This window comes from Legionella sp. PATHC035, from assembly GCF_026191115.1.
GTDB lineage: Bacteria > Pseudomonadota > Gammaproteobacteria > Legionellales > Legionellaceae > Legionella.
Genome location: NZ_JAPHOT010000001.1, coordinates 2,259,476 through 2,276,696 on the forward strand (window position 1 = coordinate 2,259,476; position 17,221 = coordinate 2,276,696).

Below are 17,221 nucleotides of genomic sequence, written 5' to 3' on the forward strand. Positions count from 1 at the left end.
GGGCGCGCATCAGTCGAGCAAATAACAGGTGCGAAGGGTCTAGTACAATTTTAAGGCTGGCCTCAGTGAGATTTATTCTGACTTACCATCTATTTATTCACCATATACGGTGATAACATCAGCAGCGATTAAGTAAAGCTAGGGAAAGTGATACTATGAATGAAGGAGTTAATTCATTTGTTTTTTTTGTTGCCTTGATTGCCGGATTCGGTGGTTTTTTATTTGGTTTTGATTCCAGTGTGATTGCCGATGTGAAGGATCAGGTCATGCTCCAATTATCTCTCTCAGAATGGCAATGGTCTCAGGTGGTGAGTATCAGTTTGCTCGGTTGCGTTTTGGGCATTCCTTTCAGTGGACTTTTTGCGGATAAACTCAGTCGGCGTTATCTGTTAAAAACCGTTGCTTTAGGTTTTATTTTTGGAACGCTTCTTTGCGCACTGACGCATGAGCTCACGCTTTTATTAATCGGGCGATTCATCATCGGCATTTGTATTGGTATCGCTTCTTACATTGCGCCATTATTTATCGCTGAAATCGCGCCACCTAATCGCAGAGGAACTTTAATATTAATTAATGGCTTAGCGATTACTTTTGGTCAGGCTATCGCCTATTTAATAGGCTATTTTTTTCATGATTACGCTGCAAACAGCTGGCGACTTTTATTTGCCATGGGCACTATTCCTGCCTTGGTTTTATTTATAGGAATGCATTTTGTTCCTCATTCACCGCGTTGGCTCATGAAAAAATATGGCATCGATAAGGCACTGTATGCCTTAAAACGGATTCGTCCTTCGGGCTATAACGTTCAAAAAGAAATGGATGAAATCCAGCGGAATTTGAATGAAGTTCAGCCCCAATTTAATCTTTTATTGAAGCCGCCGATTATTTTTGTTCTTGCTGTAGGGATCGCTTTAGGAATCTTTCAACAATTTTCAGGAATAAATGCGGTGATGTATTACGGGCCAGTGATCTTTGAATCAGCCGGATTTTATCCGATTTCCAATGCCATTTTAGCTACTTTTTGTATGGGGGTTGTTAATTTTTCATTTACATTACTGACTTTATTTTATGTCGATAAACTAGGCCGACGTTTCTTATTGTTAGCCGGTACGCTGATCGCGGCACTGAGTCTTTTTGCGGTTGGCTTGTTATTTAATCTGGAAGTACCGAGTCAAAAATTTTGGATTTTGGGTGCTTTATCAATCTATGTGATGGGTTATTGCATCAGTGTCGGCTCTTTATTCTGGGTCCTGATCTCTGAAATTTATCCTGTATCTGTCCGTGGTTTAGCAATGAGCATTGCCACAGTGGTGCAATGGGGGGCCAATTTTGTAGTTTCGATATCCTTCTTGGCAATTTACCAAAATTTAGGTGTACTTACTTTTGTTTTATTTGGTTCATTATGCTTTGCGGCTTTCTTCTTTATTTATTATTTTGTACCCGAGACAACGGGAACTTCCTTGGAAAAAATAGAAAAAAATTTGTTGGCGGGTAAGAAAATCAGAGATATAGGTCAAGAATTATCGGGAATAAAAACAAACCAATTTGAATGGGTGAGAGATTAGAAATGGACAGTACAAATCAACAAAGAACGTGTCGTATAGGAGTCATTGGTGCGGGACGAATCGGTAAATTACATGCAGAAAATATCAAATATCATTTGCCTCAATTTGAGTTACAGGCGATAGCTGATCCTTATCTGAATAAAGCATGGGCGGATAAATTGTCTATTGCCGGTCAATATACTCAATTTGAGGAAGTGCTTGCGCATCCCAATTTAGATGCCATTTTGATTGCTTCCCCATCGAATTTGCATGTGGAACAGATTAAAGCAGTAAGCGAAGCGGGCAAGGCTATTTTCTGTGAAAAACCAATTGGCTTGCATGAAGAAGAAATTTTGGGGGTACTAAAAATAGTTCAGGCGAACAATACCTTACTGCAACTTGGTTTTAATCGTCGATTTGACCCCAGTTTTTCCCATTTACAAAGACAAGTTCAAGCGGGTGAAATTGGTGCAGTGCATCTTGTTAAAATTACTTCGCGCGATCCGGTTTGTCCGACAAAAGAATATTGTGCAACCTCAGGTGGCCTGTTCCTGGATATGACCATCCATGATTTTGATATGGTACGTTTTCTGACGCAATCGGAAGTCGTCGAAGTGTATGCGACGGGCGCTGTGCTGATTAATCCTGATTTTGAAGCATTGGACGACATCGATACGGCAATTATCCAAATGCGTTTCGCTAATGGTGGATTAGGAGTAATTGATAACAGTCGCCAGGCCGTTTATGGATATGATCAACGGATTGAGGTATTTGGCAAGGAAGGGATGTTAATCGCCAATAACCATCTGAAGCATTCTGTGATGCATTACGCCAATGCGGTCACAGAGCAAGCGAATCCCGAATACTTTTTTCTAGAACGGTATCATCAAGCGTTTAGGGCAGAATTGAATTCTTTCTATAATGCCTGGCTGCATAACAGTCCAAGTCCGGTTTCTGGAAGGGATGGTTTACAGGCTTTGCGTATCGCTCAAGCAGCGAAACAATCTTTAGTGACCAAGTTGCCTGTTTCTTTGAGTTGAGGACCTATGACTTACCCACCATTTTATTATGATGTGAAAAGACCTGTTGATTTGATTTGTATGGGACGTGTGGCTGTTGATCTATATGCAGAACAAATTGGTGTATCGCTCAGTGAGGCACAGAGTTTTAGAAAATATTTAGGCGGTTGCGCTGGAAATATTGCTGTAGGAGTGGCACGTCTTGGGTTGAAGTGCATGATGTTTTCTTGCGTTGGCCAGGATGAGATGGGTCGATTTTTAAAACAAGAATTAGAACTTGAGGGCGTCAATACTGATTTATTATATGAAAGCGAAGATCATTTGACTGGACTCGTACTGCTGGGCATTAAGCCACCCCATGACTTTCCCTTAATGTTTTATCGTACTGATTGTGCCGACATGCAAATTAAGTCGCGGCAAATTAACAAGGATCTATTACAACAGACCAAAGCGATTCTAATTACGGGTACAGGTTTATCGACAGATGCCATGTTGCACACTACAGCAGAAGTGATGCAGCTCGCAAGACAGGCTGAAACTGCCGTAGTGCTCGATCTGGATTATCGTCCTGTGCTTTGGGGATTGACCGCGCGCGGGAATGGGGAAACGCGATACTGCTCCAGTCAAAAAGTAACTAAAACCTACCAAGGCATCGTGCCTTTTTGTGATTTAATCGTCGGCACTGAAGAAGAAATTTGTATTGCGGGTGGCTGTGATGAGGTTCATACTGCGCTTAAGAACATCAGGGCATTGACTCAGGCTCCTGTCGTACTCAAACGAGGTGAAAAAGGAGCGGAGGTCTATTTTGCAGGCAACAGCCAACCTTTATCCTCGCAACCATTTCCTGTTGAAGTCCTTAATGTATTGGGAGCCGGCGATGGATTCATGGCGGGACTCTTATCGGCGTTGTTACAAGGAGGATCTTGGGAACTCGCTACGACTCAGGCAAATGCCTGTGGCGCTTTAGTCGTCACCCGTCATGGTTGTGCTCCAGCCATACCCTATAAAGAAGAATTAGATTATTTTATTCAACATTTTGATGCGGAGCCGCAGATTTGGAACAGTGCCTCTTTGAGCCAATTACATCAAAAGAACGTGACGAATAATCCACAGATGTTGATTAAAAACCCACAAGGTTTTGCTCGGGGAGCGAATGCAATTGTTACTATGCCCCCCCTCTCTGATAGCGGCATGAATTTTAGCTCGCTCAAATTAGATGCGGGACAAAAATATTTATTTAATGCGCAGTATGAATTTGCGGCTTTATTAATGATTGGAAAAGTCGTATTTCATTACGCACATCAAAGCCAACATGCGGAGCGGTTCGATTATTTTTCTCAAGAGCCTATTGTTTTACATTGTCCTTCAGGCCAAAGCGCTTCGGTTGAAGCTTTGAGCGATTGTGAAATTTTATTGATTGAAACTCAGAATGACGCTTCCTTTGCTCCCTTATTATTTAACCAGGCGAATCTTTTGGAATTAGATAATCGTGGGAAAGATATTTTGGAGGACAGCTCCTACCGCATTGTGAGGACAGTATTTGATAAGCGCAATAGACCCGAGTCTAATTTAGTGGTGGGCGAAATCATTACCTTCCAAGGACGTTGGTCAAGTTATCCCTCCCACTATCATGACCAACCTGAAATCTACCATTACCGTTTTTCTGAACCTCAAGGCTATGCATTTGCGGAGAATGGGAAAGAGATTTTGCGCATCGAAAATTATGATACCTATCACATTGCAAAGGGTCAGAGCCATGCTCATTGCGCGGCGCCGGGATATGCGCTTTATACCCTTTGGTTTATACGGCATTTAAAAGACAACCCCTATACGATACCCACTTTTATTAAAGAGCATGAATGGACGAGAACCAGTAAAGCAAATAATAGGGTTTGGAGGAAGACTTAGACCACCGATGTGTCTAGAGCCTCCTTACCGCACTTTATGTGCGTTATTCAGAATGAGGCATTGAGGCACTCCAAGTTCTTTCTAGAGCAACAGTCTCTGGAGCCCGCGAACACGCCGCGGGAGGTAGTGGAGGGGGGGGAGTAAAAGTCCGGAAAAATAAACAATATTAAGGGATGTTTATGAAAATTCGATTAACAATGGCTCAGGCTTTATTACGGTTTTTAGCGAATCAATATGTTGTCATGGATAGTAAAGAACATCAATTTGTCGCAGGGGTTTTTGGAATTTTTGGTCATGGTAATGTCACGGGTTTAGGTGAGGCACTTGAATACGATAATTATGGCTTGACCTATTACCAAGGCCATAATGAACAAGGAATGGCTCATGCTGCTACCGCCTATGCAAAACAAAAAAACAGATTAAGTATTTTTGCCTGTACCTCATCAATAGGACCGGGGGCGACCAATATGATTACCGCTGCGGCAACAGCAACTACGAACAGAATTCCTTTGCTGTTGCTTCCAGGCGATACATTCAGCTGCAGACAGCCAGATCCCGTATTGCAACAACTTGAAGTGGCCTATGATTACACGCTCTCGGTCAATGATTGCTTCAAACCCGTCAGTAAATATTGGGACCGGATTACTCGGCCGGAGCAATTAATGACGGCATGCCTTAATGCGATGAGGGTTTTAACTGATCCTGCTGAAACGGGTACAGTCACCCTCTGTCTTCCTCAAGATGTGCAATCCGAGGCCTATGATTATGAGGCCTCTTTTTTTAACAAACGTCTTTGGCATATTGATCGAGAAGCCGTTAGTGAGCGCGCCCTTGAGGAAGCAAGCCAATTGCTTCTAAAAGCAAAAAAACCACTCATTATTGCAGGGGGAGGGGTGCATTATTCATTGGCTACTGAGGCTTTAGCGCAATTTGCCGCACATCATAAAATTCCAGTTGCGGAAACCCAGGCTGGTAAAAGTGCTTTGCCAGCGAGTCATTCCATGAATGTGGGTGGAATAGGAGTCACTGGCTCTGAAGTCGCAAATGTGCTTGCTGCGCAAGCGGATGTTATTTTAGTGATTGGTTCACGGCTACAAGATTTTACAACCGCATCTAAATGGGGTTTTAAAAATGAAGAATGTCGTATCATTCATCTGAATGTGTCTCGTTTTGATGCGATCAAAATGAATGGTTTGATGTTGAAAGGCGATGCGAAAACAGGTTTAGAGCAACTAGGGAAAAAACTAGGGGTTTATCAAACATCTAAAGAATATCAGCAAGGCGTAAAACACTATCAGCATGAATGGCAACAGGAATTAAAGCGTATCGGTGCGGTGCCCCATGCTGAGCAAGAGGGGTTATCACAAGCCAAAGTGATTACTATGTTAAACGAGATGGTAACGGATGAGGATGTTATTATCGGTGCGGCAGGTAGTTTGCCTGGTGACTTGCATCGTCTTTGGAAATCGAAAAAACCCAAAGATTATCATCTGGAATATGCTTATTCCTGCATGGGTTATGAAGTCGCTGCAGGTTTAGGCGTGCGCTTGGCGCAAGCTAACAATAAGGGTGAGGTTTACGTACTCGTAGGCGATGGGAGTTTTGTGATGATGCATTCAGAGTTGCTTACCAGCATTCAAGAACATCAAAAAATGACGATCATTCTCTTTAATAATCATGGTTTTCAATGCATTAGAAACTTACAGGAAAGTCAAGGAAGTCAAGGTTTTGGTAATGAGTTTCGCTTTCGGGAAGAGCAAACCCATCAGTTGTCTGGAGAATATCTACCAATTGATTTTTGTAAGTACGCCGAAGGGTTAGGGGCAAAAACCTTTTTTGTAGATTCTTATGAGCAATTGCCTGTGGCTCTGGATGCGGCACGTCATGAAAAACATTCGTCAGTGATCGTCTTACCCATATTACCTAAAACCATGAGTCATGGTTATCAAACCTGGTGGCGTGTAGGCGTTGCCGAGGTATCTAATTCTGTAGATGTAAGCCATGCGCATCAAGCGATGCGCGCACAGTTAAAACAAGTGAGAGAATATTAAGGAAATTATTTATGCACATCAAACTGGGAATTGCACCAATCAATTGGTGCAATGATGATGATCCTGAATTAGGTAAAGAAATTAGTTTTGCACAATGCATTAGGGAAATGTCAGAGGCGGGTTATGTGGGTACTGAATTAGGTAATAAATACCCACGCGATCCTTCAATTTTAAAAAAAGCTTTAACTGAGCGGGGATTACAATTGTCCAGTGCGTGGTTTAGCACTTTTTTTACTGAGCCAGGACAATATGAAGCCACTTTATCACGTTTTATGGACCATTTAAGTTTTATGAGAGCGATGGGCGCATCGTTTATCAATGTATGCGAATGTGGGCATGCGATTCAAGGAACAGAACTTCCTATCCTAAGCCCGCATAAACCTGAATTGAGCGCGGAGCAATGGGAACAGCTGATTCAAGGTCTACATGCTATGGGTCGTATGGCCCATGATTTTAATCTGCACCTTGTTTATCACTATCATGCAGGAACAGGGGTTTTTTATGAGCATGAAATCGATTATTTAATGGAAAATACCAGTCCGCAATTGATTTCGTTGTTACTGGATACCGGACATGCGGCCTTTGCTGATATTGATTCGCTTGCTCTAATCAATAAATACCATGAGCGTATTTTATATGTTCACTTAAAGGATATTCGCGCGGACGTGCTGCATAAAGTGAAGCACGAACAGATGAACTTTATGGATGCCGTACGTGCAGGAGTCTTCACCGTTCCAGGCGATGGGGCTCTTGAATTTGCTCCCATTTTTGAAATGATGCGCAAGTACCAATATTCTGGTTGGATGATTGTAGAAGCAGAGCAAGATCCCGCGAAAGCGCCCCCCCTCCAGTATGCTAAAAAAGCTTTTGATTTTTTGCAGCCGTATCTGTAGACGCAGCGCATTGGATTTCGGGGGCTGCATTAGCCCTCTGGGGTTTCGCGGGGCTACTCCTAGGCTTGTATCGACACACTTGATGTTCTCTCAGCCCACTAAAGTGCCGCAAAGAGTAAATCCTTAACTATACTTATTTATAGTGAATTGATAGAGCTGTCTTTAGTGACTACTGCGCTAAGGAGTCTACTCATTCCTCTGTTCTAAGTGAGGTTGTTATGGGGCTAGCATTAACACAAGCGTTTACTTTTGGAGACAATGGACAGCATACGGTTGAGGTAAAACTCACTGATGGAGATAGAACACCAAGTACTTTGGAAGAGTATCTGTATGTATTGGATCATATTACGCAAATTTGCGAAGATGAAGGGGAGGCGTTCTTAGCCAATGCTTATGTAAAGAAGTTAACAAAAATTCTATTAGAAAAATATCAAGAACATCTTCGGGCAACTCAAAGCGATTGGTATGATAAGGATAATCCCAAGTTATTTACGGTAGCAAAGCAGCTGGAAGCTTTTGCTTTTCTAACTGGGGAGCAAGAGGGTATTGAGGCAATTATTGGAGAGTTTCCCTTATTAAAATTAATAAAAACCAACTACGAAGCGTATCAACAGGATAATTTTCTGGATAACCTCGAACCGCTCAAATTTAAAAATTTTAATCGTCCCCTACTCGCCTTACAGATGATGATGCGCGTCCTGGATCCTCGTTTCATCAATCAACGGGATGAGCAGGTCTGTGGGGTCAACGCTTTTGTGCACAATATCACCCTGTTTAATCCTATGAAATACGTCCGTATGGTATCAGAATTGGCTGCAACAGGGGTTTGCGATCTTAAAGAATTTGCTGGTAAAGAAGGCGTGTTACGCGTCGAAGTCACTGAGGGCGTGGCCAATAAAGAAAGCTCGGATGGAAGCGACATTCGTGATGCGGATCATATTATTTTGAATGGCATCCGTTCATCAAAAAACGCGATTGTCGGTTATAGAAACGAAGGATCGGAGCTTGCCAAACAACTTTTTGGGGTGACGACCCACAATGAAATAAAACGTTGGATGAAACAAGCGGGGTATCATCACGTACAGAATATACCTGTCCATGAAAGAGCAGCCATAAAGCAATTAAATTTGCTGATTAAAGACGGCTATATGGTGGGTCTTGCTGGTACTGGAAGTCTGGCTAATTATATTTTGAATCCGGAGGAAGGAGCACCGGATAGTCAAAACCTCGTGCAACGTTTTATGGATGGTCATTTTTTTATTATTCGAGACATAGACTTTGATAAAGATACGGATATGGTGCATGTGCGAATTATGACTTGGGGTGAGGAGAAGTCGGCGTCTATTCCCTTTGCCGAGTGGAAAAAGAACATTGGTCTTGTTGGAACTGCGGTTGTTGGACAAGACCCCTATATGAATTCAATGCTTCGTAAAAAAGTCCAGGAAATCGATCTTAATCTTTCTAATCCTAGTACCTATTGTTCTCCTCAGGCCTATTGTTTATTTGTAAAACAGCAACATGGGTCTCAAGATAAAAAAATTGATGCGCTCTTAGAAGAAGCTTTTCAACATAAAAATGGAAAAACATGGTGGGCAGCCGCAAAAGAAATCCAGGATCTTCTCCACCAATTACCAGCCGGTACAGTAGAGCGCACTCTTTTAGATATTTCAATTATTCCCGAAGTTAATTCAGCGATTAAAGCAGAATTCGAAAGAATTCATCAGATAGTCGATTCAGCTGAAAAGATAAGCGCTTTAGAAAAGATAGGAATCCAAGATAATATTGAAGTACAACGACAATTAATTCCATTATACGTGCAAAAAGAACGGTGGGATGATGTTCGTGAGATTGTGCGGCATGCCAAATACAGCCGAACTGATCAGCAAATTATAAAAGGATGTTTGGAGGTGGCATGTACTAAAGTGAGTTCCGAAAGCAGGAAAGTAACGGTTCCTCCCGATATCAGTGAGCTGCTGAATGAGGAGGCACTATTTGCTATCGAACAAATCCATCTTATAGATGATGCAACAGATAAAATAAACGCTTTAGAAAAAAAATTAGGCATGCAAAACACAATTGGAGTACAACGAGAATTAATTCCATTATATGTGCAGAAAGAACGGTGGGATGATGTTCGTGAGATAGTTCGAAGTATGAAAGATTACAGCCAAGCTGATCAGAAAATAGTCCAAGACTGCTTAAAGGAGGCTTGTGCTAAAGAGAGCACTGAGAGTAAAAAAGTGACTGTTCCCCACGATATTCAAGAATTGCTGGATCAGAATACAAAAATTCATTTGACAGCTCAGCAATTAATTGATGCGGTGAGTGAGAAGACGGGGCTACCAAAGGGAGGAGGCTTTACCTATGGACTTCGAGGTAGGTTATTAGAGTCGATTAGGTCTCGATATCAGCAAGAAGGAAAAGAGGTTCACCATTTGGATCAAGTGAGCTTATTGAAGAAAGATGTCTATAATTTTGTATCTCTTCTTGATAGAGAACTTCACCGCGCAGAGCCCGCCCATAAAATAATGAACAAACAAAAACTAACCCAATTTTGTACAACTCTTCTTGATACTATTAACGATCCACAAGTTTTGGAGCGTTTCTGCTACCGAAAAAACCGAGTCTTAATGAAAATATGCGAATTTTTCTTAAAAGTGGCGTCCTATTTTGAGAAAAATATAATTACAAAAGGTGTTGAAAAAACCAGGAACTTTAAGGAAGACTTCAGTGACATTAAAGAGAATGATGCAGAACCAGAAAACGCTAATCAAATTAAAGCAGGTGCTGATCTAAATCCAGAACCAGAAAGCTATGATGACATCAAAAAGAATGATGAATTAAAGCCAGGACCAGAAAGTCCTGGTATTACTTATAATTGAACGTTACCAAGGCGAATAGTTTTTTAATCCATCCGCCTTTGATTTAGGGGTAGTAATGAGGATTAGTTACAACTTAGTTCTTTACCCGTTGATTTCTCACTAAACTCCTTCGTCAACAGTTCTATTTTTTGTCCTAATTGATTTTTCCCGATGATTTTTTCCGATGCCTTATAAAATGATTGGGAAAGATAAGCGTACACATACCCTGAATTCGGTTCTTCGGTTTTACGTCGTTGAATGTCTTTTTCCTCAGAGCACAGACTATTTAAAAGTACCTTCATGAGCTCTTGGTATTCCCGCTCATTCTCATTTTCATAGCGAGAAAAAAGATTTCCGGCATTTTGAATGTACTTAAGGATTAAAGTTTTTTTGGCATCAAAAATATCTCTATCGATATTAGTGGTAGCGAATTCAAATTCTTTATCAAGAATATATTCATATAAAACAGATGAAAAATGATAAAACCACGGGGCGTCTTTTTTACTCGTAAATAAGGATTCATCCTTAATATTGACGATGATCTGAGGACTACTTTGAACCAGGTCGCTCAATGCGTTAATAAAACTGATCAAGCTTGCAGTGAAAAAAGTTTCATAAAGATCAGTGGTGAACGAAGTTTTATATTTTTTGTTATATTCTAAAACAGCACTGGTCGCTTCTTTTAATTTCGCGTTAATGGTGTTTAAAACCTGATCGAAATATTTAACATAATCATTTTCAAATTCGATCTCTTTAATGGCTGTGACTAAATCTCGAGCAATTTCATTTCGTTGAATTAATAATTCAGCTTCTTTACCCTTATATGTCTTCTCATCTACCTGCGCCTGATAGGCATCCAATATTTTTTGACAATAACGGTGTGTAATATCTTTAAAAATGCACATTGTCCCTCTCTTTTTTGTTCGCTTGAAAGTGCCTGAAAATAAGTTATATACTTTCAGGAAAATATCCGTCTTTACTCTTCACAGCTTCGTTTTCAAAAATACTATCAAGGTCTTTTTCTATTGCGCTATCATGTCCTCATAATGAATTTCCCAACCTGCATTCCATTGGGTGATTCAAAAAATAAATTGTTTAAATAATAGGTTAGATAATCACAGTGCCTAATATTAACTCATTGCACGTGGCACGAAAAGTCACTGAGCTAGATTATTTTTATCGGATTTTAAGTTACGAATGAGCGGGATTCCGTGGGCAAGCCGCGGGACCCAGATAGTAGTGTTTGTCGTGACACTAACAGCAAACACCACTGGGATAAGTGTTTATAAATTTTATTTTTCATGGTATTTCATGGGGTGCAGTTTGAACTAAGGCCTTTGACAATTCACTAAACGGGGGTGATTTTAAAGCACAGAAATTCAGCATACTTGGAGGATGTGCCCATGGACTCGCCAAAAGTACCGCATTGTGCAGAATAGTAGTTGGGTTCACAAACCCTATGAGCTCAAATGGAGATTGGCTGTGGTTAAATTTTATAAATTCAAAGAAATTGAGATTCACTCGCCAAAATATCGTCAAAAGTTGCGCAAAGCCTTAGAAACGACCATGTCGGTATGTCTTGCGAGTACTTCTGCTTTAGTTATTAATCCATTGACAGCAAAAATACGCATGGAACGGGCGGCTCAATATAATGAAAATAGTTTATTGGCTGTGCGTGGAATCGGTGAAATAAGAACTTTTTTATTTAAAGTATCACAATATCGCGAGGACAAGCAGATTAATTTTCTCGATGCTAGGGCGCCAATAAAATACCTCATGTCTACATGGAAGACGGGGAATTGTGAACATCAGGCATTTTATTTAGCCGCCATACTGAGGCAACAAAACATTCCTGCATTAATTTATGATATTGAAGACATAAAACATACGGTGGTAATTACAAAGGAATTCCTACTTGATCCCTGGATAGGTGATATGTTCGCACTGACCGATATTGCTTTACTTGCTGATTTTTATAATTCAACACTCAATATGAATGCGTCATCGTTAAATCGATTATTAAGCAACCACAATTTTTTTTTCTATGAGCACTTGAATCAAGAAACGTTAAGACACTATTTTGCGCCGCAAAATGAAGAAAATGTCCCAAATGCCGGTTGTTGTGTGCTTTTTTGAGATGGATTTGATTTTAAAAAAATTAAGACCATTAGCTTGTCCACGATAAAATAAATGATGCTAGAAGACGAGCCTAGGAGGGCGCTCTGCTTTTGATTCGATGTCTTTGCTAAATTGTTCAAAATGCTCTCGAAGCGGGCTCGGTAAATCGGAGGCGTTTAACAGTTCATTGATTTTTTTAATTGTTGTGAGGGCTTTATCGAGGACCTCTGAGTCTATTTCTTTGTCCTTATCAACCAGGTTACCTTTTGAAATAGCGATAAATAGTTGCGCCATTTTAGGCGGTATTTCCATTAAAAAGTCTTGCAAAATGACTTCCTGATCCGGAGCATCATCTAGTGAATTTTTAAATTGAGCAATCATTTTTTCCATTTTCTTCAGTTGGTAAGGAGAAATGCTTGCACATAAATGAATGATGTCGGTTAGAGAGTATGACCAGGTGTTAAATTTTTCAAATTCAAGTAGTTTGTCAACGACTACGTCATCGACGTCACTCTCTTCGACCTCTAGCATATTGATATACTCTTGGCAGCGCTTTAGATCAGAGATATTATAACTGCGTGCTAATCCAAGATAATAGAGATCTCGAATCCCTCGACCACCTGGTTCGGCGCTGATATGCCCGGTCCTAAAAAAATAACCGTGCTCTTTGCGGATGACATTTTCACATAAATTACCCTCTTCAATAGTCCAGTACTCTTCAGCCGCAGGACCCAAGCTGAATAGGGAACTCATCGGATATAGTAAACTCATCAAAGGATCATCACGGTATTGGGGGCCGTGAAAAAAAGGCGCAAAATTATAGCGTGCTTTGCCGGTCAGATTATGTAGGCCATGAATGAGTTCATGGGCTAATAAAATAAAAGGTGGGCCCGCATCAGTTAATCCATTTCCAGCTGATGCATAGGCATCTAAATTCAAAAACGAAATTTTATCGTTATAGCGAAAATCGATACCAATATGTATTTTTTTGACCCCAACTCCAGGCACGGTTTCTCTCTTTAATATGGTTCGAAGCTCTTGCTCAGGAGTTAGGGATTTGCTGCTGAAGTTTGGGTTGATCTTTGCAAATCCAGCTGCTGCCATAGAGCACTCAAAATCATTACTGGGGGTTAAGAGTAATTTAGCCTCTTTGGTTGTTAACATGTAATTAAGTTTTACAATTAAGTTTATCCCTCCTGGCCTGGAGACAATTTGCATTAAGAGAGAGTTAACATAATCTGTCTCTTCTGTACTAAGCGAATTATTATTTTTTATATTTTCTAAGAGTTGATAAAAGTTTGCACGTACGATTTCTTGAGGTTTTTTTCCTTTAAACTCAGGAAGTATGTATTTTTCATTTAACGAAATATCCGCTTCGTGATGTATATATATCTCTGATTTTTCACACAAATTTTTCGTTAGCTCATTATGAATAACTTGTAATTCTCTTAAGATATTTTTTATCGCGATAATTCTTTTAAAAAATTGAAGCTGCTCATCTTTATCGAAATTGGGGTCAAATTTTGAGTATTGTTCTTCAATTGCTGCATAGGCCGCATGATTTAAATGATCAACATAGGCCATATGTTGCAGTGTCGCATCATTGTTTTCCAGCGGGGGTGCATTTTGCAGACTAATGCCTAACCCCGATAAACGCTTGGAAATCGCTTCAAATTGTTCTTTCACGATCAAAATAAAGTCATTTGCTTCTTTTAATAGTATAGGTGATTATTTTTTGTTCTGGCTTGTGCCCATAGAAGTGTTTTTCGCGAACGAGTTAATATAAAAAAGACATTCTATAATTATGAAATGTGAATAATTTTTGAGAAAATGCAATGCAAGAACATTTTATCTCGATGTGGTTTAGCCCGATGACGCTGTTGTTTCTTATCAATGCGTTTTTTTTATTCTTTGTTACTTCATTTGTTTGGAATATTTTTTTTCATCTTAATCATACAAGTTCTTTATTTAAGATGGATAAAGCAAACCCTTTAGTATTAAAAGCAGCATTATTTTTTCCTCTGATACTCATCGCGATCATTGCAGAGTATAAATGGTCCTTGTTGGCTCACTTCGATTTTTTTCCTTTAATCAGCTCCTCTTTCGTCCGCTTTAATTTTATTGGTATTATTGTTTCACTCATTGCGCTCATTTTTGTTAAAAGATTAGATAAAGAAGAAGGTGAAGCATTTAAGTTACCGATCTTTTTAATTACTTACCCCATTGTTTTGTATATATTTTATTTAATCATTCTTATAGCAACAGTCGTCACGCGCTTAAATGTATTCCCTGATGGATTCCCTAGAAATAATGTTTATCTTTCAGCAGAACGTATCAACCAATTTATAATTGCCGTACTCTTTTTGATTCACTTAATTTTTGTTTTTTTTGCGGTGTCTATGAAAGTTGCACCGCGAATTTTATGTTTATTAGTGTATACCATTGCCCTTATTTTCATTTATTCACTCGTTTTTAGATAGTCTCTAAAACCATCATTTAAATAAGGTAAAAAATGCTGCGAATCGCTCACGAACTGATACCCAAAGGGAGCTCGACCTTTTTCTCTTGATCATCCGGTTCTGTTATAGGAAGACTTTTTTTCCAGGAAGCCAATAAAAGAGCGTAAAGATCGGGTGCTGGAGCTTTTGAAAACATGCCTATTTGGGGTGCTTTAACCAATTCGATTCCCTGCGCAGCAAGTTTTGCTAAAATATCAATTTTTATTTCAGTAATGAGCTTTGCTGCTTCTCTTAATAATTCGACTTTGAGCAAAGGCGTTTTGGCTGATGTGACGGAGCCAAAATGGTCTATTTCTGCTTTTATAAGCTCAATAAATTCTTTTTTAATGGTCAGTGAGCCATATAAAGTAGAGTAAGTATAATGATCGGCATACAATAATCCAGAGAGGGTCTTGAGTAACGCATGCCAACTCCGGTCATGGAGCATCCATAAGATGGGATTGTTAGGAAACTCCTGATAACAATTTTGCAAATGAACGATGCCGGATTCTAATAATTCGACCAATTTGCCGGTAAGCAAATCGATATCCATTTGAAACTGAGCTAATCCTTCACGTACTTTCTCAGACCGCAACGCGTTTATAATTTCTTTTTCTATTGCTCTTGCTTGTTGATGTAAGGAAATTAAATGGTCACTTCCTTCGATTTGTTGTTGTAACAAAGTCGCTGCTTGCATGTAATTGGACAAATACTCTGTTTGTATCCCTTCATGACGATACAGAGCATAATAGGTTTCACAAATTCCTAAACATACCCGATATGCGCTCAAGGCATAAGCAAACTGGCACATAAAGGCTTGCGCCGAGGGCGTATAGGGTTTAGCAGGTTTAAAGAGATATACTCCATCTGTTTCACGCAACTCAATGGGCAAGCCACAGTTTAGAACATGAGCATCAAGAGCGGCCGCAAGACTTGGATTGATTTTATCATCACTAATTGTTTGCGCGGCTTTTACTAAAGTCTCCTCTTCAACCAGACATTGTTCCATCGCCTCTTGAACCAAGTTGAAGCTAAAAACGAGTTCCTCGTTTTTGGCGACTTCAGTGAGTTTTTGTGTTCGCCATGTATCAAAAAAATAGTCCTTCAACAATTTCCTTATTTGAAACATCGCATTACGGTAGTGCTCAAGACGTGCGAAAACAGGCTGAATCGCCGTATTCATTTCTTTCTGGCAAAGCTCTAATTCTCCTCCCATAATCTTCTCCTTCTAAATCCTTTTGTGCTTTAATTTCTACAGTGCGCAGGCATCGGTGTCAAGGTGTTTAATTTTTTTGATTTGATGAGTGGGGGGTATTTATTGCCTGCATTTCATGATGATTTGGCTTAAAATTATCGGTTATCGATAGTTGCCGGATAGACAGCTCAACATAAAGAGCAGCCCTGCATCTGAGTTACATATAAATAAGGAACAACATGGATTTTAAAAAGAAAAAAGTCATTGTTACCGGTGCGAATCGCAGTATAGGCCAAAGAATAGCCATCGCTTTTGCGGAGCAAGGAGCCGATGTGGTTATCAGTTATCGCAGTGATGCACAGGGGGCAGAGGCAACGGTTCAAGCGATTAAGGCACTAGGGCGAAATGCTAACGCATTTTATGCTGACTTCGCCAAAATGGAGCATGTTGCAGCCTTTGCTGCGCAGGCAATGGAGCATTTAGGCGGTATCGATATTTTAGTGAATAATGCCGGGATGCTCTGTCGCGAAACCTTATTTGAATTATCTCCGGAAAAAATGCAGCAAGTTTTTCAGGTGAATACGATTTCCCCACTTTATTTAGCACAATTATGTGCTAAGAACATGGTGGAACAGGTTAATAAGGGATGTATTTTAAATATTTCGTCAATCAGCGGCATTATGACGATGAACAAAGGAATTGGTTATGGATCCTCGAAGGCTGCGCTGAATAAATGGACCAAACATGCGGCCTTGGATTTGGCGAAACACGGCATACGAGTGAATACTATTGCACCAGGTGTGATTGAAGCAGGAATGAATGAAGATACGGCGACCAGCAATCCAGAATTATGGCAATATTATGTGAGCAATATTCCTTTACAGAGACCGGGCACGCCCCATGATATTGCTAATATGGTTTTATTTCTTGCTTCAGAAAAAGCCAATTGGATTACAGGTAAAGTTTTTGCAGTGGATGGAGGACATGTTCTCTAGATCGCTAGGAATAGGATACACCGCTTGGGGGAAGTTCAATTACTGACTTGGTTGCTCATAAAAAGATCATTATGTTATAATGCTTTAATATCAGCCTCGAGTCCATAGTAATGAAAATAACTCAATTTTATGAAAATCT

12 protein-coding genes are annotated in these 17,221 nt (G+C 40.0%); 9 read left to right on the plus strand and 3 right to left on the minus strand.

Going from position 1 to position 17,221, the window contains the following annotated elements; all coding sequences use genetic code 11:
- Positions 1-155 precede the first annotated feature (155 nt).
- The 6 genes from OQJ13_RS09950 (at position 156) to OQJ13_RS09975 (ending at position 10,297) form a co-directional block, all read left to right on the plus strand.
- Positions 156-1,565: a sugar porter family MFS transporter gene (locus OQJ13_RS09950; RefSeq protein ID WP_265710694.1), complete on the plus strand. Its 1,410-nt coding sequence runs from the start codon at positions 156-158 to the stop codon at positions 1,563-1,565.
- Positions 1,566-1,567: 2 nt separating this feature from the next.
- Positions 1,568-2,584: an inositol 2-dehydrogenase gene (iolG, locus tag OQJ13_RS09955; protein ID WP_265710695.1), complete on the plus strand. Its 1,017-nt coding sequence runs from the start codon at positions 1,568-1,570 to the stop codon at positions 2,582-2,584.
- Between the two features lie 6 nt (positions 2,585-2,590).
- A complete protein-coding gene (gene iolC, locus OQJ13_RS09960) occupies positions 2,591-4,471 on the plus strand; it encodes a 5-dehydro-2-deoxygluconokinase (protein WP_265710696.1) in 1,881 nt (626 codons plus the stop codon).
- A gap of 179 nt (positions 4,472-4,650) precedes the next feature.
- Positions 4,651-6,522: a 3D-(3,5/4)-trihydroxycyclohexane-1,2-dione acylhydrolase (decyclizing) gene (gene iolD, locus OQJ13_RS09965; RefSeq protein ID WP_265710697.1), complete on the plus strand. Its 1,872-nt coding sequence runs from the start codon at positions 4,651-4,653 to the stop codon at positions 6,520-6,522.
- 11 nt (positions 6,523-6,533) lie between these two features.
- Positions 6,534-7,415: a myo-inosose-2 dehydratase gene (gene iolE / locus OQJ13_RS09970; protein WP_265710698.1), complete on the plus strand. Its 882-nt coding sequence runs from the start codon at positions 6,534-6,536 to the stop codon at positions 7,413-7,415.
- A 218-nt stretch (positions 7,416-7,633) separates the two neighbouring features.
- Complete coding sequence (locus tag OQJ13_RS09975) at positions 7,634-10,297, plus strand: hypothetical protein (RefSeq protein ID WP_265710699.1); 2,664 nt, start codon at positions 7,634-7,636, stop codon at positions 10,295-10,297.
- Positions 10,298-10,359: 62 nt separating this feature from the next.
- Here OQJ13_RS09975 and OQJ13_RS09980 read toward each other — a convergent pair whose 3' ends face one another.
- On the minus strand, positions 10,360-11,181 hold the full coding sequence (locus OQJ13_RS09980; RefSeq protein ID WP_265710700.1) for a hypothetical protein: 822 nt from the start codon (positions 11,179-11,181) through the stop codon (positions 10,360-10,362).
- Between the two features lie 577 nt (positions 11,182-11,758).
- Here OQJ13_RS09980 and OQJ13_RS09985 point away from each other — a divergent pair.
- Positions 11,759-12,412, plus strand: coding sequence for a hypothetical protein (locus OQJ13_RS09985; protein WP_322783744.1), 654 nt, complete (start codon positions 11,759-11,761; stop codon positions 12,410-12,412).
- Between the two features lie 60 nt (positions 12,413-12,472).
- Here OQJ13_RS09985 and OQJ13_RS09990 read toward each other — a convergent pair whose 3' ends face one another.
- A complete protein-coding gene (locus OQJ13_RS09990) occupies positions 12,473-14,080 on the minus strand; it encodes a hypothetical protein (protein WP_416209922.1) in 1,608 nt (535 codons plus the stop codon).
- 149 nt (positions 14,081-14,229) lie between these two features.
- Here OQJ13_RS09990 and OQJ13_RS09995 point away from each other — a divergent pair, with 149 nt between their 5' ends.
- The gene (locus tag OQJ13_RS09995; RefSeq protein WP_265710702.1) at positions 14,230-14,874 is read left to right on the plus strand and encodes a hypothetical protein; all 645 of its coding nucleotides are present in this window, start codon (positions 14,230-14,232) and stop codon (positions 14,872-14,874) included.
- Between the two features lie 46 nt (positions 14,875-14,920).
- Here OQJ13_RS09995 and OQJ13_RS10000 read toward each other — a convergent pair whose 3' ends face one another.
- Complete coding sequence (locus OQJ13_RS10000; RefSeq protein ID WP_265710703.1) at positions 14,921-16,108, minus strand: hypothetical protein; 1,188 nt, start codon at positions 16,106-16,108, stop codon at positions 14,921-14,923.
- A gap of 218 nt (positions 16,109-16,326) precedes the next feature.
- Between OQJ13_RS10000 and OQJ13_RS10005 the strand changes: the two genes are divergently transcribed.
- Positions 16,327-17,082 (plus strand): SDR family NAD(P)-dependent oxidoreductase, encoded by a 756-nt coding sequence (locus tag OQJ13_RS10005; protein ID WP_265710704.1) that lies wholly within the window; start codon positions 16,327-16,329, stop codon positions 17,080-17,082.
- The last annotated feature ends 139 nt before the right edge of the window (positions 17,083-17,221 follow it).

What these genes read in the sequence shown, in the direction of transcription:
- iolE (WP_265710698.1), top strand. Translation starts at nt 6,534, where the DNA reads ATGCACATCAAACTGGGAATTGCACCAATCAATTGGTGCAATGATGAT.
- OQJ13_RS09980 (WP_265710700.1), bottom strand. Translation starts at nt 11,181, where the DNA reads ATGTGCATTTTTAAAGATATTACACACCGTTATTGTCAAAAAATATTG.
- OQJ13_RS10000 (WP_265710703.1), bottom strand. Translation starts at nt 16,108, where the DNA reads ATGGGAGGAGAATTAGAGCTTTGCCAGAAAGAAATGAATACGGCGATT.
- OQJ13_RS09975 (WP_265710699.1), top strand. Translation starts at nt 7,634, where the DNA reads ATGGGGCTAGCATTAACACAAGCGTTTACTTTTGGAGACAATGGACAG.
- iolG (WP_265710695.1), top strand. Translation starts at nt 1,568, where the DNA reads ATGGACAGTACAAATCAACAAAGAACGTGTCGTATAGGAGTCATTGGT.
- OQJ13_RS09950 (WP_265710694.1), top strand. Translation starts at nt 156, where the DNA reads ATGAATGAAGGAGTTAATTCATTTGTTTTTTTTGTTGCCTTGATTGCC.
- iolD (WP_265710697.1), top strand. Translation starts at nt 4,651, where the DNA reads ATGAAAATTCGATTAACAATGGCTCAGGCTTTATTACGGTTTTTAGCG.
- OQJ13_RS09995 (WP_265710702.1), top strand. Translation starts at nt 14,230, where the DNA reads ATGCAAGAACATTTTATCTCGATGTGGTTTAGCCCGATGACGCTGTTG.
- iolC (WP_265710696.1), top strand. Translation starts at nt 2,591, where the DNA reads ATGACTTACCCACCATTTTATTATGATGTGAAAAGACCTGTTGATTTG.
- OQJ13_RS10005 (WP_265710704.1), top strand. Translation starts at nt 16,327, where the DNA reads ATGGATTTTAAAAAGAAAAAAGTCATTGTTACCGGTGCGAATCGCAGT.